Source organism: Diaphorobacter sp. HDW4B, assembly GCF_011305535.1.
Lineage (GTDB): Bacteria > Pseudomonadota > Gammaproteobacteria > Burkholderiales > Burkholderiaceae_C > Diaphorobacter_A.
This window is the reverse complement of sequence record NZ_CP049905.1, coordinates 4,375,102-4,399,425: the sequence shown is the minus strand read 5'-3', so window position 1 is coordinate 4,399,425 and position 24,324 is coordinate 4,375,102. Positions and strand designations below refer to the sequence as shown.

Annotated in this window: 22 protein-coding genes; 7 read left to right on the top strand and 15 right to left on the bottom strand. The window is 60.7% G+C overall.

Features of this window, described 5'->3' with window-relative positions; all coding sequences use genetic code 11:
• Positions 1-33: 33 nt before the first annotated feature.
• From G7048_RS20185 to G7048_RS20125, 13 genes are all read right to left on the bottom strand, one after another.
• Positions 34-381 carry a hydrogenase maturation nickel metallochaperone HypA gene (locus G7048_RS20185; RefSeq protein WP_166069857.1) on the bottom strand — a complete coding sequence of 116 codons (348 nt, stop codon included), beginning with the start codon at positions 379-381 and terminating at the stop codon, positions 34-36.
• Positions 374-1,498 carry a hydrogenase formation protein gene (locus tag G7048_RS20180; protein ID WP_166069856.1) on the bottom strand — a complete coding sequence of 375 codons (1,125 nt, stop codon included), beginning with the start codon at positions 1,496-1,498 and terminating at the stop codon, positions 374-376. The genes G7048_RS20185 and G7048_RS20180 overlap by 8 nt, the downstream gene beginning before the upstream one ends.
• Positions 1,491-2,072, bottom strand: a complete 582-nt coding sequence (gene hybE, locus G7048_RS20175) for a [NiFe]-hydrogenase assembly chaperone HybE (RefSeq protein WP_166069855.1) — start codon at positions 2,070-2,072, stop codon at positions 1,491-1,493. The genes G7048_RS20180 and hybE overlap by 8 nt, the downstream gene beginning before the upstream one ends.
• Positions 2,065-2,313: a rubredoxin gene (locus G7048_RS20170; protein ID WP_166069854.1), complete on the bottom strand. Its 249-nt coding sequence runs from the start codon at positions 2,311-2,313 to the stop codon at positions 2,065-2,067. The genes hybE and G7048_RS20170 overlap by 8 nt, the downstream gene beginning before the upstream one ends.
• Positions 2,310-3,179 (bottom strand): hydrogenase expression/formation protein, encoded by an 870-nt coding sequence (locus G7048_RS20165; RefSeq protein WP_166069853.1) that lies wholly within the window; start codon positions 3,177-3,179, stop codon positions 2,310-2,312. Before G7048_RS20165 ends, G7048_RS20170 begins: the two co-directional genes overlap by 4 nt.
• 19 nt (positions 3,180-3,198) lie before the next feature.
• Positions 3,199-3,738 (bottom strand): hydrogenase, encoded by a 540-nt coding sequence (locus G7048_RS20160; RefSeq protein ID WP_166069852.1) that lies wholly within the window; start codon positions 3,736-3,738, stop codon positions 3,199-3,201.
• 22 nt (positions 3,739-3,760) lie between these two features.
• Positions 3,761-4,051, bottom strand: a complete 291-nt coding sequence (locus G7048_RS20155; RefSeq protein ID WP_371747572.1) for a HypC/HybG/HupF family hydrogenase formation chaperone — start codon at positions 4,049-4,051, stop codon at positions 3,761-3,763.
• 41 nt (positions 4,052-4,092) lie between these two features.
• The gene (locus G7048_RS20150; protein WP_166069850.1) at positions 4,093-4,716 is read right to left on the bottom strand and encodes a HyaD/HybD family hydrogenase maturation endopeptidase; all 624 of its coding nucleotides are present in this window, start codon (positions 4,714-4,716) and stop codon (positions 4,093-4,095) included.
• A gap of 2 nt (positions 4,717-4,718) precedes the next feature.
• Positions 4,719-5,465 (bottom strand): Ni/Fe-hydrogenase, b-type cytochrome subunit, encoded by a 747-nt coding sequence (cybH, locus tag G7048_RS20145; RefSeq protein ID WP_166069849.1) that lies wholly within the window; start codon positions 5,463-5,465, stop codon positions 4,719-4,721.
• Positions 5,466-5,501: 36 nt separating this feature from the next.
• Positions 5,502-6,098, bottom strand: coding sequence for a HupE/UreJ family protein (locus tag G7048_RS20140; protein WP_166069848.1), 597 nt, complete (start codon positions 6,096-6,098; stop codon positions 5,502-5,504).
• Positions 6,099-6,364: 266 nt separating this feature from the next.
• On the bottom strand, positions 6,365-8,221 hold the full coding sequence (locus tag G7048_RS20135) for a nickel-dependent hydrogenase large subunit (protein ID WP_166069847.1): 1,857 nt from the start codon (positions 8,219-8,221) through the stop codon (positions 6,365-6,367).
• Positions 8,222-8,256: 35 nt separating this feature from the next.
• Positions 8,257-9,345, bottom strand: coding sequence for a hydrogenase small subunit (locus tag G7048_RS20130; protein WP_166069846.1), 1,089 nt, complete (start codon positions 9,343-9,345; stop codon positions 8,257-8,259).
• Positions 9,346-9,610: 265 nt separating this feature from the next.
• Positions 9,611-11,041: a sensor histidine kinase gene (locus G7048_RS20125; protein ID WP_166069845.1), complete on the bottom strand. Its 1,431-nt coding sequence runs from the start codon at positions 11,039-11,041 to the stop codon at positions 9,611-9,613.
• A gap of 362 nt (positions 11,042-11,403) precedes the next feature.
• Here G7048_RS20125 and G7048_RS20120 point away from each other — a divergent pair, with 362 nt between their 5' ends.
• Positions 11,404-14,229, top strand: a complete 2,826-nt coding sequence (locus G7048_RS20120; protein ID WP_166069844.1) for an IPTL-CTERM sorting domain-containing protein — start codon at positions 11,404-11,406, stop codon at positions 14,227-14,229.
• 124 nt (positions 14,230-14,353) lie between these two features.
• On the opposite strand, the gene G7048_RS20115 is transcribed toward G7048_RS20120, so the two are convergent.
• Positions 14,354-15,445 (bottom strand): metallophosphoesterase, encoded by a 1,092-nt coding sequence (locus G7048_RS20115; RefSeq protein ID WP_166069843.1) that lies wholly within the window; start codon positions 15,443-15,445, stop codon positions 14,354-14,356.
• Positions 15,446-15,703: 258 nt separating this feature from the next.
• Between G7048_RS20115 and G7048_RS20110 the strand changes: the two genes are divergently transcribed.
• The gene (locus G7048_RS20110) at positions 15,704-16,072 is read left to right on the top strand and encodes a hypothetical protein (RefSeq protein WP_205750294.1); all 369 of its coding nucleotides are present in this window, start codon (positions 15,704-15,706) and stop codon (positions 16,070-16,072) included.
• Positions 16,073-16,315: 243 nt separating this feature from the next.
• Complete coding sequence (locus tag G7048_RS20105; protein WP_240933044.1) at positions 16,316-16,987, top strand: GntR family transcriptional regulator; 672 nt, start codon at positions 16,316-16,318, stop codon at positions 16,985-16,987.
• Between the two features lie 31 nt (positions 16,988-17,018).
• Here G7048_RS20105 and G7048_RS20100 read toward each other — a convergent pair whose 3' ends face one another.
• Positions 17,019-17,930: a sterol desaturase family protein gene (locus tag G7048_RS20100; protein ID WP_166069842.1), complete on the bottom strand. Its 912-nt coding sequence runs from the start codon at positions 17,928-17,930 to the stop codon at positions 17,019-17,021.
• Between the two features lie 458 nt (positions 17,931-18,388).
• On the opposite strand from G7048_RS20100, the gene G7048_RS20095 reads away from it, so the two are divergent.
• The 4 genes from G7048_RS20095 to pgsA all read left to right on the top strand — a co-directional run bounded on the left by G7048_RS20095 (position 18,389) and on the right by pgsA (position 24,082).
• Positions 18,389-19,981 (top strand): gamma-glutamyltransferase family protein, encoded by a 1,593-nt coding sequence (locus tag G7048_RS20095; protein WP_166069841.1) that lies wholly within the window; start codon positions 18,389-18,391, stop codon positions 19,979-19,981.
• A gap of 160 nt (positions 19,982-20,141) precedes the next feature.
• Positions 20,142-21,128 carry a tripartite tricarboxylate transporter substrate binding protein gene (locus tag G7048_RS20090; RefSeq protein WP_166069840.1) on the top strand — a complete coding sequence of 329 codons (987 nt, stop codon included), beginning with the start codon at positions 20,142-20,144 and terminating at the stop codon, positions 21,126-21,128.
• A gap of 309 nt (positions 21,129-21,437) precedes the next feature.
• Positions 21,438-23,429, top strand: a complete 1,992-nt coding sequence (gene uvrC, locus G7048_RS20085) for an excinuclease ABC subunit UvrC (protein WP_166069839.1) — start codon at positions 21,438-21,440, stop codon at positions 23,427-23,429.
• Positions 23,430-23,512: 83 nt separating this feature from the next.
• Positions 23,513-24,082: a CDP-diacylglycerol--glycerol-3-phosphate 3-phosphatidyltransferase gene (pgsA, locus tag G7048_RS20080; protein WP_166069838.1), complete on the top strand. Its 570-nt coding sequence runs from the start codon at positions 23,513-23,515 to the stop codon at positions 24,080-24,082.
• The last annotated feature ends 242 nt before the right edge of the window (positions 24,083-24,324 follow it).

The following is a 24,324-nucleotide window of genomic DNA, read 5'->3' as shown; positions in this document are numbered from 1 at the left end:
AAAATCTCTTTGCTGAACGCTTTGCTGTCTTGTCTATTCATCTTCGACGAGCATTTCCGAAACTCGGAATTCCGTGCCTTCGACGGGCTGCAACTGATAACCACCACAATGCACGCACGCCTCGCCGCGCCTTGCCAATGGCGAGCGCTGGCCGCAAGGCAGACACCAGGCCACGCCGGGCAATTCCACATACTCGATGCGTGCGCTGGCGAGCAGCGTGCCCGGCGCAATCGACTCCAGCGCAAATTGCAGGGCGCGCATTTCCACACCCGCCAGTTGGCCAACTTCGAGACGCAGCATCGTCACGCGTGCAAAGCCTTCTGTGGCTGCGGCTTGTTCCACCACGCGCAGCACGCCACCGGCCAGGCTGGCTTCATGCATGCATCACCTCGGTGCGGTGGCGTTGGGTTTCGATGCGGTAATTCACACAAGGGTCGTAGGCGGTCATCAGGGCGATGATATGGTCGTTGGAGCCCCATTTTTGCGATTCCAGCGTTCTTGCCACCGCTCCTTGCGGATGAAAATTCCACTCGGTGGGAGCCACCACGTCGCAGCGCGCCACGCGCTCCCCGTCAAGCTCCACGCGGTGCACCAGCACGCCGCGCGCCATCTCGATCCATGCAAGACCGTGGCCCTTGTCCAGCCGCACGCTGCCGCCCTGCAAGTGCTTCGCTTCACGCCCTTGAACGGAAAGTTGCGCCACTTCTGCAATACGCGCGCCCATCTTCAACCACGGTGTGCGATACATCGAAGGAGCCTCTTCGGCAAGCCGCGTCCAGCAGCCCGTTTCGGCGCTGATGCCGCGCCAGCTTGGTTCCTGGCCCGTGGTCTCGCCAGCCTGCAACTGCTGTGCAAACAAGGCCAGCTCGTGTTCGCTGTCATGCACTCGCAGCGCGGGCGCACAGCAGGCTTCCTTGTCCGCTGCATCGCGTACCTCGCGCATCAGGCGCGCCAGCCAGCTGTCGGATTCCTCGCTCCACAGCATCAGCCACTCATGCGCATCGCGCTGCCAGCAACTGATCCAGGCCTTGGCCGACATGCCCAGCCAACTCTGCTCGATCCACGGCAGCAGCGACGGCATGCCCTTGATCCACTCATCGAGCGGACGACCGGCCAGCACAGGCGCTTCACGCAGGCACTTCATCGCCTGCAACTGGCTGCGCGCACCTTCTGCGCCGGACATCAACCGGCCCGGCCAATCAAGCGCAATGCGACGCAGATGCTCGCGCAGCGTCTCCGCGTGCAGACGTGTCAACGCCAAATTCTGTGGTTGGTCGCTTTTGCCGCGCGCGGCATCGCAGGCCCATTGCGAGCAAATCCGATGCGCCTCCGCGCAGTTGCTGAACACGCTTGCCAGCAGCATCGGCAATTGCGCCGCCTGGCTGCCGGGAGCGAGCGAGTTCACCCACGCGGGGCGACTGCTGCGCAGGTTGTCGGGCATCGCCATGCCGGGGCGCACCGTCAACTCACCAGCCAAAGCCATCGACGCATCAAACATTGCTGCCACTCCCGGCGGAAGATCGACCCAAGAAAAAAGAGCGTCTCGTGGGCGCAGACTGCGCCGCCACTGACCCGTTCTTCACCAACTGCTTTTCTGCAGACACGGACAAACGCGCAGGCGTAGGCCCCCTCGCCTCCTGCCTGCGCAGCATTTCCAATACGTGCTGTGCGGTGCTTTCCGCCGCCACGGCATCCTGAAATTCGAACATCGGAGAAAACAGCGAACAGGCCTCGAAGCTGCCCACGCCCTGCTCCTCGTGCATGCCGAGAAACGCAAAATCCGTACCACCGATTTGCCGAATGCGCTGCTGCCCCACGCGCTCGGGTTCATCGCTGCGCGCCAAAGGCAGGCACAGCAGATTCATGAACCAAGGCGTGACCAGCACCCCCATCGCGCAAGCGTCACCCTCCATGACTTGAAACTCCACCGCGCGCACGCGCAGCGATGGGTTCAACAAGGCAACGCCTTGCATGCGGGTCTTCGCGATGTGAACAAAGCAGGCCTGCAGATCCGCCACGCGCTGCTTGAGCGCGTGCGCGTTTGGGGGTGTGCAGGCCAGTGCCTCAAGCATTCTCGGACAGCACCATAAACTGTTCTGCATCGCCGTCACATTCGGGGCAACGCCAATGTTCAGGCAGCTCCGCGAATGGCACTCCGGGCTCTATCTGCCAGACCGGATCACCCACCGCGGGGTCGTAGACCCACCAACAAATCTTGCACTCCAGCCGCGCGTTTTTCGGCAGGCGCGCAGCCTCGCCAAGATAGCTGCCTTCAAAACGGGAAGTGTGTGCTTCGTTCGCGTCTGCACTCATTGCCCGTCCTCCAGCCATGCGAGCACTTCGCGAAAGCGATGCTGCGTGTCTTCCAGATCCTCGCGCGCGGCGCGCGCCACGTCGGGCAGTGCACCGATTTCCACCGTATTCAGGATCACGATGTCCTGAGAGTTGTAATACACCACACGCCAAGTGTTGGGCACACGACAATTGGTGATGCGGCAGTTGCCATACCCACGCGACAGAATCAGCACGCGACCCGTGCCGAGATGGTGGTCCATGAAGCCGATGTCCTCGTTCGACATGGGCAGCAGCGTGAGATTGACCACGTAAGCCGCCTGCCCCGCTTGCCATGTCGTGAACTGGTCTTCGATCTCGCCAAGCAGCAGCGGAGCGTTCTGCACATTGGGCGGCAAGGGACCGGACCAGCGCTCCATCGTCTCGCGCACATCCTGGTGTGCCACATCTTCAAGAACGCGCGGAATCGTGCCGATCTCCACCGTGTCGAGCACCACCACATCGCCCTGCATGTGCAGCACGCGCCAGATGCCCGCGTAGACGGATTCCTGAATCTGCACCGTGCGATCTTCACCCGATTGCGCCTGCACGCAAGCACTTACCTCGCCCTCGCCCAACACCGAGTTCACCAACGCGCGATCTTCGGCAGACAGGTCCGCCAAGGTCACGGAACGGTTCTCGCCGTCGGCCAGCACTTCGGCCAGCGCACGCTCCACTGCCTGCAATGCCGCCTTGGCCGCACCGTGCGCAGCAATCTCTTCGGGCTCGGGCAGGATGGGCGCACGGAAGGTTTCCATGCCCTGCGGCATGGCCATGTAGACCAGCTCGTCTTCTTCGACATGACTGCCCGCACCCACCACGCGCACCGGAATTGGAAAATCCATCATCTTGCGTTTCCTTTGGATGTCAGTGGCACGAAGAGGTCGTGGACGCACCCGCACCCACGACAGGAATTCCCACGGTCGGTGCACGCGACGTAGGCATCTGCAAGGCCGCGTTCACCGCGCTCAAATAGGGCTGCCAGTCGTGCATTCCGCCAATAGTGGTCACATACTTGCCTTCGCGCAGAAACAGCAAAGTGGGCCAGTGGTTTGCGCCATAACGCTTGGCGATGCGATCCTCGCTCGCGCGCGGCACCACGGCCAACTCGAAAGGCTTGTCGGCGCACTTGCGCAGCTCGGGCAACACCGCGGCCACATCCAGTCCTTGCGGAAAGCGCACCGGATCGCCAGCGAGCAGCACCACACGGTCACCACCCAATTGCGACCAGGCTTCGATGCTGTCCTCGTCCACCCATGCGGCGCTTTGGGACTCTGCCAATCGACACACCAGCGGTGCATGCGCAGGCGGCGGCGCGTCCGCATCCACGACGGGATGCGAAGCGGGCCGTGCAATCGGCGTGCTGATGATCACGTCATCGGGAGCGGTTTCAAATTTTGTAGTCATGTTTGTTTTTTTGTCGATTTCTTCAATGCGATGACGAAAGCGCAATAAGCTCGTCGCGGCTCATGCTGGAAGGCAGCGCAAATGCTGCCTCGGTCTGCGACACATCGGCTTCCGTGCACAGCTCCAGCAGCTTCAACGTGGCATTGATTTCGCGCGCGCGCTGCGCATCGATCACCTCGATGGCGCTGTCCAGAAACACCAGCAGCCAATCGCCCGGCGCAATGTCGTCGCCCACCAGCACCGTGCGCACCTGCTGGATCGCGCCCCGGCTCAGGCACAGAGCAAGACCGGGAGTGACCGACTCCACCTGCATGGGAATTCCAATGCACATACTTTTCTTTCGCTCTCACACAATCAAGGCATGAAGCGCTCGTCGCCCTGGCGGCATGCGGCCTCGGCGTCGGGGCGCTCGGTTTCGTAGCGCACGAGGCCCAGCTCCGCAAACGTCACCGCTTCGCGCGTGTCGAGCGGCTTGGTGCGCACCTGCGGGTCGCCCCCCCACTCCTTCAATACAGCAATGCCCTTGGCGAGCGCCTCGTCCATCGCCGCACGAACCACGGGGCGCAAACTGCCGCCGTAGTCTTCGAGTTCTTCGGGCTGGCAACCGATGAGCAGCACCTTCTGCGGATAGCGCTCAGTCAACTGCGCAAGCGCCAGCACTTCCTGAAAGCCCGTCTGGTGCAGACTCATCTTCTTCGCACCCATGAACTTGGGCACCTCTTCGTCGGCCACGCAATGCAGCGTGCCGGGTTCCAGTCCGTAGTCCACCGCGTCGAAGATCAACAGATGCGAAGCGGCCTGCACAAACTGCACCAGATACAGCCCCTGCGTGCCACCATCGATGAGCTGCACATGATCGGCAAACTGCCAGCGCTGCTGCAGCGCCTCGATGCAGCGCACGCCAAATCCCTCATCGGCCCACAGCACATTGCCGATGCCGAGCACGCAGATCGTCGGAGTATCGTTTGACTCAACCATGATCAGTCTTTGAATGTTCGATGGCCGGACACCATCGTGCTCACCACGCTGGAGCGGCCCATGATGTCTTCACGAATCGCCGCATACACATGCAGGATCACAAAGCAGATCAGCGCCCACATGCCGAGGTGGTGCCAGGTGTGCACGTCCTGCGACTGGCCGAACAGCGGAATCACCCAGCCAAACATCTTGTCCTGCCACGAATCGCGCTGCGCACCTTCGGCATACAGCGCAAAGCCGGTGACCACCATGAACAGCGTGAGCAGCAGAAACCCAAAGAACATCGCCATGCGCGCCAGCGGGTTGTGCCCCACATACTTGCCGGGACGCTCGGTAAGAAACGCATACCACTTGAGCATGCCCAGCACTTCCTTCCAGAACGAACGCGTGAACAGCGGCACCCAGAACAACTCACGCGCATGGTGATTGCCCACGATGGCCCAATAAATGCGACCAAGCAGACCGACTGCCAGCACATAGCCCGCCGCAAAATGCGCAAAGCGGATATAGCCCATCAGATAGTTGTGAATCGCCTCGCCCGGCTGCGTGGGCAACGGTGATCCGATGAAGTACCCCGTCACGCACAACACCGTGATCGCCAGCGCATTCACCCAGTGCCACAGACGCACGGGCGCCTCGTACACGTAGACCGACTTGAGCGACTTACTGCTCGCCAGCTCCGCCGCATCACGCCGCTCCTCGCCGGAAAGCTTGTCTGCCGTCGCCCTGCTCTGAACCGCTTGCGTCATGGCTTGTCTCCTTGAGTTCTTGTCTTCTTGTGCGTGTCAGAAGCGCGTAGCCAACAGCGCCAGACCGGAAACCCCCAGCCCCGCAGCCATCGCACGATTCACCCAACGCGGCGCGTTCAGCAGTTGCGTACCCACGGCATAACCCGCGCCGTGCAGCAACGCCGAACCAAGCAACATGCCGCCGATCATCGTCATCGCAGGCTCGCCCGTCATCAGATCGTTGCCATGCGCAATGCCATGCAGCAGCGCCGCAGCGCCCACGATGGAGAGCCCCGCAAAACTGTTCAGATTGCGCCCGAGCAGCATCAGCGCACCGAACAGCGCAACGCTCAGCGCCACACCGATTTCCACACCCACCATGCTCACATTGACCACCGGAGCCAACAACGCCCCCGCCGCCAACATCGCCAGAAACACCAGTGGCCCAGCCACGCGCTTTTCCGAAGGCAGCGCCAGGCACGACCATGTACCGACCGCCACCATCGCCAGCAAGTGATCCAGCCCCATGAACGGATGCACCAGCCCCGAAGCAAAACCTTCTTCACCATGACCTGGATGAGCCTGCGCAACGCCCGCAACCATAGCCAATGCAAGCAACGCAGCACCACGCGAAACCGTTTTATTGAACGACATAACCATTCCTTCTCTTCCCAACAAATTCCCACCGACCACAAACATCTCGCGAAGTCGCGAGAGGCAGGCACGAGCAACGCGAAGTGCCGAAACACACCTCTTCCCAACTGACTTCCGGCGGTTGCCCGAACGGAGCGCGAAGCGCGAAGTGAGTTCTGCCGGAGGTATTCAAAAGCGCGTTTTTGGTTACTTTTTGCGCGCAAGCAAAAAGTGACTCCGCCGCCGGGCGGAACTCCCGGCCAGCAAAACTCAAACAAACAGCGCCGTCACCGCACAGTGACCTTCGCCAGCTCCGCCCCATCCGGACTCATCACATGCGTAGAACAAGCCAAGCAAGGATCGAACGAATGCAAGGTCCGCAGAATCTCCACAGGCTGCTCCGGATTCACCATCGGCGTATTCAACAAACTCGCTTCAAACGCCCCGATTTGATTCTTCGCATCCCGAGGACTGCCATTCCAGGTCGTAGGCACCACGCACTGGTAGTTCTCGATGCGCCCATCCTTGATGCGAATCCAATGCCCCAAAGCCCCGCGTGGTGCGGCCACCGTGCCCACGCCCTTGGCTTCCTTGGGCCAGGTCGAAGGGTCCCATTTCTCCACATTGGCCGTGCTCGTGTCGCCCGCCTTGATGTTGGCGATAAGCTCCTTGTAGTCGTCCAGCATCATCTCGCCGCAATACTGCGATTCCAATGCGCGTGCCAAGGTACGGCCAATCGTCGAAGGCAGCATCTGCTTGGGTGTCAACTGCGTTTCGGGCAGGCCAAGCGCCTTCGGGATACCGCTGTTGATCGCAGCGGCGGCGGAGTCGATCTGCTCCTTCACGCGCTGGCTGTATTGGTTGCCTTGCAAGGCGTGCGCATAACCGAGGATGTAGCGCGACAGTGGCCCCACCTCCATGGCATGGCCGCGCCAGCGCGGTGACTTGATCCACGAATACTTGGCGCTTTCATCGATCTCTTCGATGTTGGTGCGTGAGCCCTTGGTCTTGTCGCCGAGTTCGAAGTTCGGCTCGGTCACGCCATCCCAAGGGTGCAGGCCCTTGGTTTCGTCGGCGTACTTGTACCAGCTGTGCGCCACGAATTCCTGCACCTGCTCCGGATCGCGCACGTCCACTGCGTGGATCTTGCTCCAGTCGCCATCCAGAATCGCGCCGCCCGGCAGTTGCTGGGTTTCGCTTCTCCCCATGACCTTTTCGTAGGTCCCGTAATCCATCACGTTGGTGGCAGCCAAGCCGCCGCCATACAGCCAACCCGCGTTCTTGTACAAGGTCCCGATCGCCAGCACATCGGGCAGATAGACGTTCTTGTTGAACTCGATCATTTCGCGGATGCGCGCTTCGACAAAGTTCAGTCGCTCGATGTTGATCGGCGCGCCGGATGCGCCGGTGCCGTCGATGTTGATCGCGCAAGGCACGCCGCCCACGAGGTAGTTCGGATGCGGGTTCTTGCCGCCGAAGATTGTGTGCACCTTCACCCATTCCTTCTGCAAGTCGAGCGCTTCGAGGTAATGCGTCACCGCCATCAAGTTGGCTTCGGGCGGCAGCACATAAGCCTTGCTGCCCCAGTAACCGTTCATGAAAGGACCGAGCTGGCCGCTTTCCACAAACTTCTTCAGGCGATTTTGAATGTCGCGGAAATAGCCGGGCGACGAGAGCGGATGCGCAGGCGAGACCATCTGCTGCAGCTCCGACGTCTTCCTGGGATCGGCCTTGAGAGCCGAGACCACGTCCACCCAGTCCAGCGCATGCAGGTGATAGAAGTGAACGACGTGGTCGTGCACCTGCAGCGTCTTGGCCATGATCTCGCGGATCAGGTAAGCGTTCTTCGGAATGGTGATGCCAAGCGCATCTTCCACCGCGCGCACCGAGGTGAGCGCGTGGCAGCCCGTGCACACGCCGCAGATGCGCTCGACGAACGCCCACGCATCGCGCGGATCGCGACCCTTGAGAATCACTTCGAGACCGCGCCACATCGTTCCGGTAGAGACCGCATTGCGGATCACATTGTTGGAATCGACGTTCACCTCGCAGCGCATGTGACCTTCGATGCGCGTGACCGGATCGACGACGATGCGACGGCCCGTGTTGTCGAGCTTGAAGCCCTGAGTTTCGATGGCACCCATTTGGTTCTTCCTTGATTGTTCTTGTCGTTGTGCGTTCAGTGGGTGTCCACCGCGCTGCGCTGGTCATCCTGCTTGTGCGCAGCACGCTTGATGGCCGATACCGCCGCGTGCGCCGCCACGGCCGCACCCACGGCTCCGGCGGCGTAGCCGCCCACCTGGTCGGCGTTGGCTTCGATGCCGAACTGGTGGATGTCGGTCAGGCGGTTGTAGAACGAACCCTTGTCCCAGAAGCCGTCTTCCGAGCAGCCGATGCAGCCGTGGCCCGACTGGATCGGGAAGCTCGTGCCTTCGTTCCAGCGCGTGGTGGCGCAGGCGTTGTACGTGGTCGGTCCCTTGCAGCCGACCTTGTAGAGGCAGTAACCCTTGCGCGCGGATTCGTCGTCGAACGATTCCACAAACTGGCCCGCGTCGAAATGCGGACGACGGTAGCACTTGTCGTGAATGCGCTGGCTGTAGAACATCTTCGGGCGGCCCTGGCGGTCGAGCTCCGGCATGCGGTCAAACGTGAGCATGTAGGTGATCACGCCGGTCATCACCTCGGCAATTGGCGGGCAGCCCGGCACCTTGATGATGGGCTTGTCGAAGATGACCTTGTGGATTGGCGTAGCGCCCGTCGGATTGGGCTTGGCGGCCTGCACACAGCCCCAACTCGCGCACGAGCCCCAACTGATGATGGCCTTGGCATCCTTGGCCACGTGCTTGAGCTTTTCGATGAAGGGCTTGCCCGACTGAAAGCAGCTCATGCCATCCTGATTGAGCGGCGGATTGCCCTCCACCGCGAGGATGTAATTGCCCTTGTACTTGGTCATGATCTCTTCGAGGATGGCCTCGGCCTGATGCCCTGCGGCGGCCATCAGCGTGTCGTCGTAGTCGAGCGAGATCATCGACAGCACCACGTCCTTGGCAAGCGGGTGCGCGGAACGGATGAACGATTCCGAGCAGCAGGTGCACTCCAGACCATGCAGCCACAGCACGGGCGTGCGCGGCTTGGTTTCCATGGCGTGGGCGATCTGCGGAACGAACGATGCGCCCAGACCCAGCGACGTGGCCGTGAGCGAGCAATATTTGAGAAAGCTGCGGCGGGAGATGCCCTGGCGGCGCATCACCTCATAAAACGTTTCCATCGGGGTCGTCTCCTGTTATTTGGACGTATCTGCCGATGTCAATGCAATTGGTGGGCCAGCTCTCATGTGCGGTTGCACATGTCTTTCGTCCAGCTTTTCACGATCCGAAATGATGTGTTGTGATACGGGCTTGCGCGCGTTTTATCCGGCACTTGCGTCAAATCAAACGCCTCGGACTTCGCGTTAACCCTGAAGGCTTTTTGGAGGGTGATTCGCCAACCTGCCATCCAACTTGCCCGCGCAAGTGGAAGGCAAGCTTCCACCTTCAATCGGTTGACGTGGAAGTTGGCATGTCAGTTGGTGTGGCTGTTGGCGCGAGCGGCAACTCGATCACGAACTCCGCGCCGCCACCCTGCGGTGCATTGCGCGCGGACAACGTGCCGCCATGCTGCTCGACGATGCCGTAGCTGATCGACAGCCCCAGCCCCGTGCCCTTGCCCACCGGCTTGGTGGTGAAGAACGGATCGAAGATGCGCGAGAGATGCACGTCCGCAATGCCGGGGCCGTTGTCGCGCAACGTGAAGAACGCGTGCGTCTGCGACTTGGTGATCGACACATGCAACTCCGGCATCTGCTGCGTGGAAGCGACCGCATCGAGCGCGTTCTGCAGCAGATTCATCATCACCTGCTGCAACTGCCCGCCGCTGCCCGAAACCTGGCACGGCGTGCGCTCGTCCCAATGCACTTCGAACGCGGTGGTCACGCCCTTGTGAATCCAGTGGATGGCGCGCTCGGCCACCTCGGCCAGGTCGACGCTGACGCGCGCATCCGGGTCCATCGCAGAAAAACGCTTGAGGCCGTTGACGATGTCGGTCGTGCGCTGCGCGCCCTCCATCGTGCCCTCGATCAGCGATGGCAGATCGGCCAGCATGTGATCGATGCGCAGCTTCTTGCGCATCGCCTCCAACTGCGCGGGCGGCTCCTGCGCGTGCACGGCCTCCAGATAAGTGCGCAGCCGCTGCGTGTAGCGATCCAGTGCGTGCACATTGCCCAGCACAAAGCTGATCGGGTTGTTGAGTTCATGCGCCACACCGGCCACCAGCCGCCCGAGCGAAGCCATCTTCTCCGAATGGATGAGCTGCTGCTGAGCGCGCTTCAAGGCCTCGTGCGCGCTGCGCAGTTCCTGATAAGCGCGCTTGAGTTCCGCCGTCGGCCGCCCCACCAGCACGGTGCCGACATGCCGACCGTTGTGATCGATGCGCGGCGTGCAGTTCGCATCCACCGGCACGCTGGCACCGGACGCATCCAGCAACTGCAGTTCCAATACTTGGCCGCTGCGCTGCGCGCGGGTCTGCATCAGCACCTGGCGCACGCGTTCCACGCTGTCCGCATCAGCCAGCAGATCGACCAGCGGCGTGCCGCGCAAAGCCTCTTCGCTGCGCCCCACCAGATCGTTGAGCGCCGCATTGGTCTGCTCGATGCGGCCGTGCGCATCGCACACCACCAGCACATCCGACATCGCCGAGATGACGCTGAACACGAACTGCTGCGACTGCTCCAACTCGGCGTTCTTCTTCTCCAGCTCCACCTCGTCTTCGATGAGCTGCGAGTAGACCTCGTCCATTTTCTGGATGACGTCCATCCACACGGCCTCGTCCACCGCGCTTTGCGAATGCGCCTCGTCCTCCGGCAACCCGGCCTCTTGTGGGTCGGATTCGCGCGGCAGGCTTTTTCCTGAAAGTCGTTCGGGGGCCATGGGGTGACGGGCGATGGTGGTCCGTGCGTGGAGATGCGGGGATTGTAGTGAGAGGCCTCGTCCTGTCGCATTTCATGACACAGCCATGACCACCCTCACTTTTGTGACGTGTTTTTAACTATTGACAAAAACTATTTAATTTTCATTACGTTTGCATATATCGTATTAATAAAGTCGATAGCCAATATCAATAGTTAATGTCTTAAATATTCCATCCGGAGGGTCTTCACGTGTCAGTTCTGTCCGCATTCCTGAAACGTTTCGCTCGTCCGAGCGCATTGCTCGCTGCCAGTCTTGCTCTTTGCGTGGGGCACACCACGGCACATGCACAGGCCGGGTCCTCCGAAGGGAGGGACTTCTACGTGGCGTTCAGCAAAAACCAAAACGGCGCCGACAATCTGAGCCTGTTCATTTCCAGCAAAGTCGCGGCCTCCGGCACCATCACCTTCGAGGCAACCGGTGCCAAGACACCCTTCACCACGCAGCCCAATCAGGTCACGCGTGTCGTCCTCGCCAATACCCCCACCTTGTCGGACGACTTCGAGGTGTCCACCAGTATGCTGGCGGGCAAAAAGACGCTGCGGGTTCAGGCCGATCAGGACGTGTCGGTCTACGGACTGTCGCTCAAAGCCGCCTCCGCCGACGCGGTGCTCGCATTTCCCGTCACGGCTCTGGGCACCACGTACCGCGCCGTGGCCTATCCGGGAGCACCCATCAGCCTCGGAGGCACCATACGCCACCCATCGTTCCTGATGGTTGTCGCCACCGAAGATGGCACGACGGTCTCGGTCACACCATCAACCTATTCACAGGACACTGTCGGCGTCGAATATGCTCCCGGATTCAGCTTCTCAACGCCACTGGTCCGAGGGCAGGTCGTGCAGGTGTACTCCGGCGATTCGGCCCGCATCAACAAATCGGACCTGACCGGATCCCTGATCACGTCGAACAAGCCCGTCGCCGTTTTCTCGGGTGCCAAATGTGCCGAGGTGCCAGTCGACACACACTACTGCGACCATCTCTACGAACAGATTCCACCGACCACGACCTGGGGCAAGTCCTTCTTCATGTCGCCCATGCAGAGCCGAGCCAGCTACATCTACCGCGTAGTGGCCGATCAGGATGGCACCGAGGTCAGAATCGACGGAGCCTTGCTCGCCACCTTGGCTGCAGGCAAATTTTTTGAAGCTTCGGCAGCCACCGCCAAGTCGATCAGCACCAGCAAGCCCAGTCTCGTGATGCAGTACGCCGTGAGCGGCAACGTGGACAGTCCCTTCGACGATACAACCAGGTCGAACGGCGACCCATTCATGCAACTGATCTCGCCCTCGGACCAGTACCTGAGTGACTACACCATCGCCACCGCCGACTCGAACCCCACCAGCCCGCTCTTCACGCGCAACTACCTGAGCATCGTCGCACCCGTCACCCCGGGCAGCAGCGTACCACCTGTGGTTTCAGTCAACGGTCAGGTCATCGCGGCCAGTGACTTCACACTCAGCGCTCAGCAGGATTTTTTCTACGTCAATCAAACGGTACAACCGGGCAGTTTCCGCGTGCAGTCGAATGTCGGCGTGGGCGTCAACATGTACGGGTTCACCAATGTCAATTCCTACGGCTACACCGCCGGGATGAACTTCTCGCCCATCACTGCGATCAACGACATCAAGCTCACCCCTTCCGACAACGTGAGCCGCTGGGTGGGAACCCAACACTGCGTGACCGCGCTGGTCACCGACAGCAGCAATCAACCGCTTTCCAGCATCAAGGTGGATGTGGCCACCAGCGGCGCGAACACCAGCCTGAACAGCGTCTACACCAATGCGGCAGGACAGGCCCCGTATTGCTACACCAGCACCGCAGCGGGCAAGGACACGCTGACGCTGTCGAGCGGTGGCAAGTCCGCCACATCGACCGTGCTGTGGCTTCAGGACAGCGGAGCCAACGCACCCACACTCACCTTGACGCCCGCAACCGCCACGCAGACCGTGAACCTGCAGCAATGCGTCGTGGCCAAGATGGTGGACAGCCAGTCGCAGCCCATCGTGAATCTGGCCATGAGTCTGGGTGCCGCTGGCGTGAACAGCCCCGCTGCAATCCAGCCCTCGACCGACAGCGCGGGGGAGGCCCAGTTCTGCTACACCGGTGCAGCCATGGGCACCGATACCGTGACCGCAGCCACCGGACCGCTCAGCAAGACCGCGGCCATCTCCTGGATTCTTCCGCCGCCCACCGCCACGGATGACAACTTCGGCAACATCCCCGCGCAGAAGCCGCTGACAGGCAACGTGCTGACCAACGATGGCGCGGCACCTGGCAACACGGCCGTGCTCGACACCAACGTCCTGCATGGCATGCTGAGCCTCCAGCCCGATGGCAATTTCACCTATACATCCACGGGCAGCTACACCGGCCCGGAAAGCTTCACCTACCACGTCAACAGCAGCACATCGGGCAACTCCAATGTCGCCAAGGTCGTCTTCAACGTGGTGCCCAGCGCACTCGACGACAGCTACAGCGCCACGGCAGGCGTCGCTCTCAATCAGGCCGCGCCGGGCGTGTTGATCAATGACCTTGCCACCAGCGGCAAAGCCACCGTCGCCACGCAGCCGGGCAACGGCAGCCTCACACTGAATGCGGATGGCAGCTTTGTCTATGTCGCCAACAGCGGCTTCAGCGGGATCGACCGATTCACCTACACCATCAGCGACGCAGCCGGAGCCTCAGCTGCGGCGACCGTCGCGATCACCGTCGGCACGCCAGGCAAGCCGGTGGGCGGCGGAGATAGCTACAAGACCAAGTCAGGTGAAACGCTGACGATCTCCGCGCCCGGCGTGCTAGCCAACGACACCGGTCCGGTCGGCGCGAAGCTGACGGCCTCCGTCGTCACGCCGCCCGCCAACGGCACACTGACGCTGAATGCCGATGGCAGCTTTGTCTACACTCCCAAAGCGAAGTTCGAGGGCACGGACACCTTTACCTACATCGCCAGCTACGACAGCAGTAAATCGGCGCGCACCAAGGCCGCACCCATGGTCGATTCCGATCCCGTGACCGTGACGATCACGGTCAGCAGCACCACACCCGTGGTGACCGCCACGCCAGTGCCGGCGCTCGGTCATGTCGGTCTTGTGCTTCTTTCCGGACTACTGGCAGGCGCGGCAGCGCTGCGTCGCCGCAGGTCATAGACACCATAGACGCCATAGACACCTGCACGCAGCAGACCATTCCAAGCCCCATCCCATGTGATGGGACTTTTTCGTTGGAGAGTGTTGGAGAGGTCGGATACCGCGAGAGCGCCTGCGGTTCGGCTCAGACCTTGTCGGTCAACGACGCCATGGCTTCGCCAAAGCCTTCCGTCGGCAAGGCAACGCCATCATCGAACTGCAGAACGCGCTCGGGCCAGCGCAATGCGGCCAGTTTGAAATCGCGCTCCGGCGGTTTGCTTCTCAAACGCGCCGTCCAACGCGCGCCGACCGAGTAGTCGACACAGAACACATTGCCATGCAGGCCATGCCAGGCCAGCGGTGCGATGTCTTTGAACAGGTCCTGATCGCCCTTGCCCAACTGCGCACGATCGATGGGATGCACGCGCCGCCAGTAGTGGCCCACGACAACCGGCGTGCAATCAGCGTACTCGTCCCACCAGCCCACGCGCTCTACAAAGCGCCACTTGCCGCCTGCAAAGAACGGATCGCTGCCCTTGCGTTCCACGCCCGAGGTCAGCACCTTGAGCGGGTTGAGCATCTGCTTGTTGGATTCGTTCTCTGCATGCGCGGCGAGGAACGGCGGCTTCTTGTCGCCATCTTCCAGATCATGCGGCCACAGCACGCGCTCGGCCTTCATGCGGTCTTCGAGGTGCGAGGCATGCGCCTGACGCGCGGCCTCGTCTTCCCAGTGGTCGTATTCGCTGCGCACAGAACCCATGGGCAGCGCGCGCGCCATCGCAATCTGCTCGGGCTGCCATGCCGCATGAATCACACGCAGATCGGCACGCTCCAGCGCAATCGGCAGACCACTGAGCAATCGCACAATGCCTTCGCGCTGCGCGGCGTCCGGGCGGTGATATGGCGCGTACTTGGCGTTGTCGCGTTCGATGCGCTCGTCAAAAAACCAGCCCGAGCCGTCCTTGACATCTTCGCGCAACAGATTGATTTCATGATTGCCGAGAACCGCGACGGCGCGGCCCGATTCGATCAGCCGCTGGGCCAGCGCCAGCACGGCGGGACTGTCGGGGCCGCGATCGCAGAAGTCGCCCACGAACACCAGCGTGCGGCCGTCGGGATGGTGGCCATCGGTGTCGTAGCCCAGATGGTGGAGCAGTTGGATCAGCGCGGAAAACTCGCCGTGGATGTCGCCGATGATGTCCAGCGGACCGTCCGGCAAAGCTTGAATCAGACTCATGATGCAAAGATTCTGTCAGTAAATCGAACTGACCGTTTTGGCGAGCGACAAGCCCCGCATTTCCGACCAGCGCTGTCGATCTGGGGATCAACAAATGCAACATTTTGAGCGATTTGCAACATCCTTACTCATGCACGCTTTGTGAATAACCATTACGCGCAGCAAGTAGGGAATTCGTCTGACGCCAAACCCGCCGGAGCGCGTCATCATAGGAAGCACGGTGTGCCGCCCCTTCGTTGCCACCGAGGAGAAACCATCATGTTCCAGCGCTTCATGAACCCCACCATCGTCTACATGCGTCGCATCCAGAACGGTCTGGAAGAAGCCCGTATGGCCGCACTGGAACACGAAAGCGCCGCAGAACACCACGCAGCGCTCGCCACCATGTACCGCGACCGCGTGCGCCGCCTGCAAGCCGAGATGACCGCCGTGAGCGAAGAGCTTGCAGGGCGGGCCGGCACAGCGGCCAAGAGCGAGGCATCGCCCACCTCGGAGCCAACGGCCACGGACGCCGAATCAGCCGCCGCGCAGGTCCATCGCATCACGCCGCGCGGCACCAAGCGAGACGATGCCTTGCCCGGTGGACCCACCCCGCAAGGGCTGTTGCCGCAAGGCGCAGCGGGCTGATTGCCACGTTTCCCGCTACTCGCTCTTCCGACAAGGGATGAACGGTTTTCCGGAGTGACGGAGAACCGGGTGGTTGGTGTTGCCACGACCATGCCCATGGCTTGTTAACATAGCCATCAGAATCGCTCGCGCGGATCCGCAAACATTGCATCGCATCACATGTGCGCCTTGATGTTTGCGCATCTTCTCGCGAACGCCAAAGCTCGCACCATCCACAAGAAACCAAGAAAAAGAAGACAGCGCGTGCAGCACCCGTTGTCCGAGATTCCTCACACCATGAACCTGTCCAACGTCAGCGCGCAAGAGGAGGCTTATCAATACCTTCTGAATGCGATCCGCATGGGCACGCTGGAGCCCGGCGCGCGCATTGTGGCTGAAGACATCGCCACCGAGCTCGACATGAGCCGCATGCCCATTCGCGAGGCGCTGCGGCGTCTTTCGGCGGAGGGACTGATCAGCCTGCGCACCAATCGCGGTGCGGTGGTCAAGAAGCTCAGCAAGGAAGAAGTTTCGGAAATCTTCGAGATGCGCGCCGTGCTCGAAGGCTTGGCCGCCGGCATGGCCGCGAAGAAGGCGACCGCCTCCGACATTCAGGAGCTGGAACTGCTGCTCGCGCGTCTGCGTGCCGTGCAGAACGATCTGCCGCTGTGGATCACCGCGCACCGCGAGTTTCACGAAAAGATCAGCGCCATCAGCCGCGCGCCGCGCATCCTCGCGCAGATCACTTCACTGCATGCGTTGATCGAGCCATTGATGCGCGTGTGGATCGAATCCTCGCCTGAATCCAAGAACGTGAATTCCGTTCACGAGAAGATTCTGGCGGTCATGAAAAGCGGTGACGCCGAAGAAATGGAGCAGCTCATCAAGAAGCACTCCCGCGTGACGGCAGATGTGATCCTGAAGAGCATGTTCTGACCGTGTTCGGAACGGTCTCCATCCAGGCTGTTTATTGCTTGACCTCGGAGGCCGCGGCCCGCGCGCGCAGTTCTTCGGTGGTCTCGCCCTTCCCATCGGGAGTCCATCCCGGCGGGCGCAGCAGATAGCCAAAGAATTGCCGGATCGAGCGGCTGCGCCACAGGTCGCGGAACAGCTCGATCCAGCGACCGAACTCGATGTCGACGATGTTGTGCTGCTTGACCTGTTTGATCAACCCGTAGTCCGGCTTGATGTCGTCGCGCTCGGGAATGAACGTGCCGAACATGCGATCGAAGATGATCAGCACACCGCCGTAGTTGGCGTCCAGATACTCCAGATTGGCACCGTGGTGGACGCGGTGCGCCGACGGTGTGTTCAATATCCACTCCAGCGGCCCAAGGCGCGGCATCCACGTGTTGTGCAGAAAAAATTGATAGAACAGGCTGGCGCTGGTGAAGGCCACCACCAGCTCGGGCGTGACCCCAAACAACGGCGCCGGCAGATAAAAGAGCGGAATGCCCGTGATGTTCATGGTCCAGCCAAAACGGCCAGCAGCGGACAGATTGAGCTGCTTCATCGAGTGGTGCACCGAGTGCGAGCACCAGAACCAACGCACGCGGTGAACGGTCCGGTGGTACCAGTAAAACAGAAACTCGACCACGAAAAACGCCAGCAACCAATGCCACCACGCATCGAACTTGAGCGTGAAAAAGCGGTGCTCGTACAACGCGAAAAAAAGTATCGCGTAGATCACCATCGGCATCAGAAGACGCAGTGCCACCTCGCGGATCAGAAAGTCGAACAGCGAAATGCCGGTGGCGATCCAGTCATACCGCTCGCCCCTGCGCTTGGCCAGGATCGTCAGGCCAATCCCCTCCATGATGGAAATGATCACGACAAGGGGAATGCCCCATTTCAAAATCCACAGCAACAGTTCTGCCATAAGTCCTCTGAGGTTCCCTCAAGCATTCGAGCTTTGTTTGGCATTGACTGCCCAGATCAATGGGTCAATGGTAGCGACCAGCGCAGCCATTGAACGGAACATCCACTGATTCCGTACGCCAACCGGGTGCGTTGTGGCGTCGTTGCCCATTGCGTCGAAAGAGCCAGGATGGTGCAGGGCTGCACCACATCGTGGCGAAACCTGCGCCGCAAGCGGCTTTCAAGACCCCACTGCTTTTCGCTCATCCCCTCCCATCCCTTGAGACAGGGCTTGTTCGCCCGATATCAGCACAAACCCTGATCATGGCACGCGCCTTGCTTAATTAAACTGCATTTGGATCCAATTATCCAAAATTAGCTTGGTGCGATTTCCATTCACTGGGGCACGGCCGCAACCCGCCTCTGCCCTGGTGATCAGAAAAAGCACAACACACATATCTATAGGCAACAGAGCGAACAATGAGAGACTTTCAGAAACCCGGCCGCTCGGTCGTCATGGCCGCCAACGGCATAGCTGCGACTTCGCACCCCTCCTCCACACTCGCGGCGATTCAGGTTCTGCAGGACGGCGGCAACGCCATGGATGCGGCCATCGCAGCCTGCGCCGTGCAATGCGTGGTGGAGCCCGGATCGACCGGCATTGGTGGCGACTGCTTTGCGCTGTACAGCGAAAAAGGTACAGACAAGATCACTGCATTCAACGGTGCAGGCTGGGCACCAAAGAACATCGACGTTGCAGCCTTGACCGCCAGCGGTGACAAGTTCCTGCCGCGCCAGTCTCCCCATGCGGTGACGGTTCCCGGCGCGGTGGACGCCTGGTTGCAACTGCGCGAACGCTTCGGCAGCCTGCCGATGACGCGCATCCTCGCCCCTGCCATTGGTTTCGCGGAAAACGGCTACGTGGTGGCACCGCGCACCTCACAGGATTGGCAGATGCAGTCCGCGCTGATCAACGCCACCCGGGAAGGACGCGAGTTGTTGATGATCGATGGTGCCGCACCAAAGCCCGGCATGGTCCACAAGCAGATCCAACTCGGCGCCTCGATGCGCAAGATTGCCGCCGAAGGCAGGCAGGCGTTCTACGAAGGCGCGATTGCCGAAAGCCTGGTGAACTATCTGCAAAGCAAGGGCGGCGCACATAAGCTGGAAGACTTTGCCAGCTACCGCGGCGAGTTCATCGACCCCATCCAGATCCCCTATCGTGACTACCAAGTGCACGAATGCCCTCCCCCCGGTCAAGGCATCGTTGCGCTGCTACTGCTCAATATCATCAAGCAAAAGAGCATTGCCCCAGAAGCCTTGTCTGCAGAGCGTTTGCAGACCGAAATCGACGCCACGCGCGTTGCTTACCGCATGCGCGACCTGCTGCTCGCCGATCCGAAATTTTCCGGGATGGACGTGGACTACGTACTGTCCGACGAATTCGCACGCCGCGTGAGCGATGGCGACATTGCCGAAGCCGTGAGCACCGCCATCCGCTCCGAGGCCGTGGAGCACAAGGACACGGTCTATATCAGCGTGGTGGACAAGGACCGCAACTGCGCGAGCTTCATCAACTCGATCTTCCATCCATTCGGCTCTGGCCTGATCGATCCGGGCACCGGCATTCTGCTGCATAACCGGGGACAGAGCTTCGAGCTGCAGGCTGGTCACCCCAACTGCATTGGTCCGCACAAGCGCCCGCTGCACACCATCATTCCCGGCATGGCCACGAAGAATGGCCGCGTCGAAATTGTGTTCGGTGTGATGGGCGGCCATTACCAGGCCATGGGCCATGCGCACTTTCTGAGCAAGGTAGTGGACTACGGCATGGACATTCAGGCCGCGAGCGACCTACCCCGTCTGTTCCCGATTCCCGGCAAGGACGTGGTCGAATGTGAAAACACCATGCCAGTCGAAACCACCGCCGAACTGACAGCCAGAGGCTACCAGCTCGTCGCCCCTGCGCAACCCGCCATCGGAGGCTGTCAGGCCATCCGCATCGACTGGGACAACGGCTCGCTGCAGGGTGCATCCGATCACCGCAAGGACGGCTGCGCACTCGGCTACTGAACAGGCCGCCAGCCGCCTTCTTTCCGCTCTCTTCAAACCACGCAACAGGCCCGAATCCTGCTGCGTTGGATGAACTCGTCCCGACGATTTCACTTCATCGTTTTTTTCCTCGGCACCTCTCCCGTTGTTCACGTTTCTCACGCAAGAAAGGCACACAAGCATGCAGTTCCCGCTCAAGACATCCCTGAAATACCTCGCCGTCACGTTGGTCGGCGCGCACCTGTCCGCAGGCATGGCCAACGAACCGGCAGACAACTGGCCCACTCGCCCGGTCAAGATCGTCGTGCCGTTTTCTGCAGGCTCGGCCACCGATCTGATTTCGCGCCAGCTCGCCAATCACCTGAGCGCCAGGTTCAAGCAAAGTTTCATCGTGGACAACAAGCCCGGAGGCTCCGCCAGCATCGGCAGCGTGGCGGTGGCGAATGCTCCGGCCGATGGCTACACGCTGCTCATGAGCGGACCGGCCTCGATGGTGACCAACAAGTTCACGCTCAAGAACTTGAGCTACAACCCGGACACATTCGAGAAGGTCGCGCTCGTCGCATACACACCCAATGTGCTGCTGACCAACAAGGACCAGCCATTCAAGACGCTTGACGAGATGATCAAATACGCCAAGGCCCACCCCGGCCAACTGACGTATGCCTCGTTCGGCGCGGGGACCACCTCGCACATCGCGGGCGAGATGCTCAAGCAGATGGCGGGCGTGGACATCCTGCACATTCCCTACAAGGGCGCGGGTGACGCCATTCCCGCGTTGCTTGCGGGTCATGTGTCGATGTACTTCGACACCATCATGACGGCCCTGCCCCAGGTGAATGCAGGCAAGCTCGTGGCACTCGGCATGTCCACGGACAAGCGCTCCGACATGGCCAAGGACATTCCGACCATCGCCGAACAAAAGATCACCGGCTACAACATCGCCCCTTGGTACGGCATTGCAGCGCCAAGCGGCACACCCAAGGTCATCGTCAACAAACTCAACGTGGCAATCAACGACGCGCTGAAGAACGCAGAGTTCAATAAGAAGCTTCAGGACACCGGCGCAGAACCCATGGGTGGCAGCGTGCAGGACTTCGAGCAATTCATCGCCAAGGAAACGCCGCGCACCGAAGCCATCGTCAAGGCATCGGGCATGACGAAATAAGCGACCCCGGCGATGCAAAAAACATCCCGAATGAAGTAAGAATCATTCTCAATTCAGGCTATACTCTGCAACTGGTGCAATCACAACAGTTGCTCCAAGGTTCTTTTTCATCGTGGTTAGGCCAACGGGTTCCAACAAGCCCGTTGGCTTTTTTTGTGCGCTGCGCCTTGATCGTTGTGGCAACTTGCTGGCTTCCAACTATATGAAGCCCTCAACGGTTCCTGATTCAAATGATGGCGCAGAAATCGGAGCGTCGAAGTCATTCAGCACCTGAAAGCGGATGCACTCAACTGCGATGACAATACGCGCATGTCATCCCCGTCCGCATCACCAGAACTGCATTCCGCCGAACTCCTTGCGCAAGTGGCCGCACTGCCGCCGCTGCCGGGGGTGTATCGCTACTTCGATGCGCAGGATACGCTGCTGTATGTGGGCAAGGCGCGCAATCTGAAGAAGCGCGTTTCCAGCTATTTCACCAAGAACCATGGCGGCACGCGCATCGGCCACATGGTCAGCAAGATCGTGCGGCTGGAGACCACAGTGGTGCGCTCGGAAGCCGAGGCGCTGCTGCTGGAAAACAACCTGATCAAGTCGCTGAACCCCAAGTACAACATTCTGTTCCGCGACGACAAGAGTTATCCCTATTTGAAGATCACCGGCGTAGCGGCCAAGGATGGCACGGGTTCCGCGCCGGGACAGAAGTTTCCACGCGTGGCTTATTACCGGGGTGCGGTGGACAAGCGGCATCGCTATTTCGGTCCTTATCCGGGCGCATGGGCGGTCAAGGAAACCATCTTGCTGCTGCAGAAAGTGTTCCGTTTGCGCACCTGCGAAGACACGGTGTTTTCCAACCGCACGCGACCTTGTCTGCTCTATCAGATCAAGCGCTGCACGGCACCATGCGTCGATCTGATTTCGCCGGAAGCCTACGCAGTCGATGTGGGTCATGCCGAGGCCATGCTGCGCGGCGAAACGCAGGAACTGCTGGAGCAGCTCGAAGCGCGCATGATGGCGCACTCCGAGAAGCTCGAGTTCGAACAGGCGGCCGAGATTCGCAACCAGATCACCGCCCTGTCGCGCGTGCTGCACCAGCAGGCCATCGAGACGGTCTCCGACAAGGATGTGGACATCCTCGCGGTGAAGGTACACGGCGGTCGTGCCTGTGTGAATCTGGCGATGGTGCGCGGCGGGCGGCATCTGGGTGACCGCGCGTATTTCCCCACACATGTGGAAGATGCGACTGCCATCTATCGCGCCGAGAGCGATGTCGAATCCGACACTGCTGCGTCCGAACAGCCCGAATCCGAACAACGCCCGGTCGCGCAGCAAGTGCTCGAAGCCTTCATCGCACAGCACTATCTGCATGTGCCGGTGCCGCCCACTTTGCTGGTGAGCGAGCCCGTGGACGAGGCGCTGCTTGACGCGCTCAGCGAGCAAAGCGGCGTGCGCGTTCACGCGGTGAGCCAGCCGCGTGAGCAACGGCGCGTGTGGCTGGAAATGGCGCAGAAGAATGCGGACATCCAGCTTGCGCGATTGCTGTCCGAAGAAGGATCGCAGCAAGCCCGCACGCGCGCATTGGCCGAGGCGCTGGATCTCGAAGCCGAGGATCTCGATCAACTCACCATCGAATGCTTCGACATCTCGCACACCGCAGGCGAATCCACGCAGGCGTCCTGCGTCGTGTTCCATCACCACAAGATGCAGAGCAGCGAGTACCGCCGCTTCAAGATAGAAGGCATCACGGGTGGCGACGACTACGCCGCCATGCGTCAGGTGCTCACACGTCGCTACAGCAAGGTGGCCGAAGCGCAGCGCGAGGCTGGCGGAGCCGAGGTGGCTGCAGGTCAGGCGCGCTTGCCCGACTTGGTGCTGGTCGATGGCGGCAAGGGTCAGGTGAGCATGGCACGCGAAGTGTTCGAGAGCCTTGGACTCGACATCTCGCGCATCGTCGGCGTGGAAAAAGGCGAAGGCCGCAAGGTCGGTCTGGAAGAACTGGTGTTTGCCGATGGCCGCGAGAAGGTCTATCTGGGCAAGGACTCGGCGGCGCTGATGCTGGTTGCGCAGATCCGCGACGAGGCCCACCGCTTCGCGATCACCGGCATGCGCGCCGCGCGCGCCAAGGTGCGTGTGGGCGGCAGTCGACTCGAAGACATTCCCGGCATCGGCCCGAAGAAGCGAGCTCGTCTGCTGCAGCGTTTTGGCGGCGTGCGCGGCGTGGGCGACGCGAGCGTCGAGGATCTGGCATCGGTCGAGGGAATATCGCGCGAACTCGCCGAGGAGATTTACCGGGCGTTACGCTGATCGCTTGCGGAATGTGGCCTCACTTTCATGCCACGCGACGGGTGTTGCTGGCAGGGCTTTGTTTTGCATGACACAATCGCCTCATGTTTTTCACCATCCCCACCTTAATGACCTGGACGCGCATCGTCGCGATCCCTTTGATCGTGGGGGTGTACTCCGCACCGTTGGAGCTGCAAACGAAGAATCTGATTGCAACGGTGATGTTCATCGTCTTTGCCATCACCGACTGGCTGGACGGCTATCTGGCCCGCAAGCTCAATCAAACATCATCCTTCGGCGCGTTTCTTGATCCGGTCGCCGACAAGTTTCTCGTCTGCGCCGCCCTGCTTGTTCTGGTGCATCTGCAGCGCGCCGATGTGTTCGTCGCACTGATCATCATCGGCCGCGAGATTGCGATCTCGGCGCTGCGCGAGTGGATGGCCCAGATTGGTGCAAGCAAGAGCGTCGCTGTCCACATGATCGGCAAGCTCAAGACGACAGTGCAGATGGTCGCCATCCCCTTTCTGCTGTATGACGGCAAGGTGTTCGGCGTGATCGACACAGGCGTCTGGGGCACATGGCTGATCTGGGCTGCCGCCATCCTGACGGTCTGGTCGATGGTGTACTACCTGCAAAAAGCATTGCCTGAAATTCGCGCTCGGGTTGTCAAGTAGCACACGTCAATATCGCGACATGTGTTGCATCCAAGTCAACCGCGCGCAGGCTGCATGCGCTTTTGCGCCGCAAAAGCTGCAACGAGCCAAAGAACGAGCGAAAAATACGACTAGAATTCCTTTCCATGCTGTTGCTGAGCGGTGGTCTGTATTGACACCAGCGAAGGTGATAGCTTTAATCTGGAGCAGCAATCTGTTGAGCGGTCAGTCTTTCTGAAAGACTGCTGAGTTGCCGCAAGGTG

Coding starts and splice junctions, on each gene's coding strand:
- G7048_RS20110 (WP_205750294.1), top strand. CDS start 15,704: ATGTTCCAGCGCTTCATGAACCCCACCATCGTCTACATGCGTCGCATC.
- hybE (WP_166069855.1), bottom strand. CDS start 2,072: ATGCTTGAGGCACTGGCCTGCACACCCCCAAACGCGCACGCGCTCAAG.
- G7048_RS20130 (WP_166069846.1), bottom strand. CDS start 9,345: ATGGAAACGTTTTATGAGGTGATGCGCCGCCAGGGCATCTCCCGCCGC.
- G7048_RS20095 (WP_166069841.1), top strand. CDS start 18,389: ATGAGAGACTTTCAGAAACCCGGCCGCTCGGTCGTCATGGCCGCCAAC.
- G7048_RS20115 (WP_166069843.1), bottom strand. CDS start 15,445: ATGAGTCTGATTCAAGCTTTGCCGGACGGTCCGCTGGACATCATCGGC.
- G7048_RS20135 (WP_166069847.1), bottom strand. CDS start 8,221: ATGGGTGCCATCGAAACTCAGGGCTTCAAGCTCGACAACACGGGCCGT.
- uvrC (WP_166069839.1), top strand. CDS start 21,438: ATGTCATCCCCGTCCGCATCACCAGAACTGCATTCCGCCGAACTCCTT.
- G7048_RS20180 (WP_166069856.1), bottom strand. CDS start 1,498: ATGTTTGATGCGTCGATGGCTTTGGCTGGTGAGTTGACGGTGCGCCCC.
- G7048_RS20160 (WP_166069852.1), bottom strand. CDS start 3,738: ATGACTACAAAATTTGAAACCGCTCCCGATGACGTGATCATCAGCACG.
- G7048_RS20155 (WP_371747572.1), bottom strand. CDS start 4,051: ATGCAGGTGGAGTCGGTCACTCCCGGTCTTGCTCTGTGCCTGAGCCGG.
- G7048_RS20170 (WP_166069854.1), bottom strand. CDS start 2,313: ATGAGTGCAGACGCGAACGAAGCACACACTTCCCGTTTTGAAGGCAGC.
- G7048_RS20090 (WP_166069840.1), top strand. CDS start 20,142: ATGCAGTTCCCGCTCAAGACATCCCTGAAATACCTCGCCGTCACGTTG.
- G7048_RS20125 (WP_166069845.1), bottom strand. CDS start 11,041: ATGGCCCCCGAACGACTTTCAGGAAAAAGCCTGCCGCGCGAATCCGAC.
- G7048_RS20140 (WP_166069848.1), bottom strand. CDS start 6,098: ATGTCGTTCAATAAAACGGTTTCGCGTGGTGCTGCGTTGCTTGCATTG.
- G7048_RS20165 (WP_166069853.1), bottom strand. CDS start 3,179: ATGATGGATTTTCCAATTCCGGTGCGCGTGGTGGGTGCGGGCAGTCAT.
- cybH (WP_166069849.1), bottom strand. CDS start 5,465: ATGACGCAAGCGGTTCAGAGCAGGGCGACGGCAGACAAGCTTTCCGGC.
- G7048_RS20185 (WP_166069857.1), bottom strand. CDS start 381: ATGCATGAAGCCAGCCTGGCCGGTGGCGTGCTGCGCGTGGTGGAACAA.
- G7048_RS20100 (WP_166069842.1), bottom strand. CDS start 17,930: ATGGCAGAACTGTTGCTGTGGATTTTGAAATGGGGCATTCCCCTTGTC.
- pgsA (WP_166069838.1), top strand. CDS start 23,513: ATGTTTTTCACCATCCCCACCTTAATGACCTGGACGCGCATCGTCGCG.
- G7048_RS20150 (WP_166069850.1), bottom strand. CDS start 4,716: ATGGTTGAGTCAAACGATACTCCGACGATCTGCGTGCTCGGCATCGGC.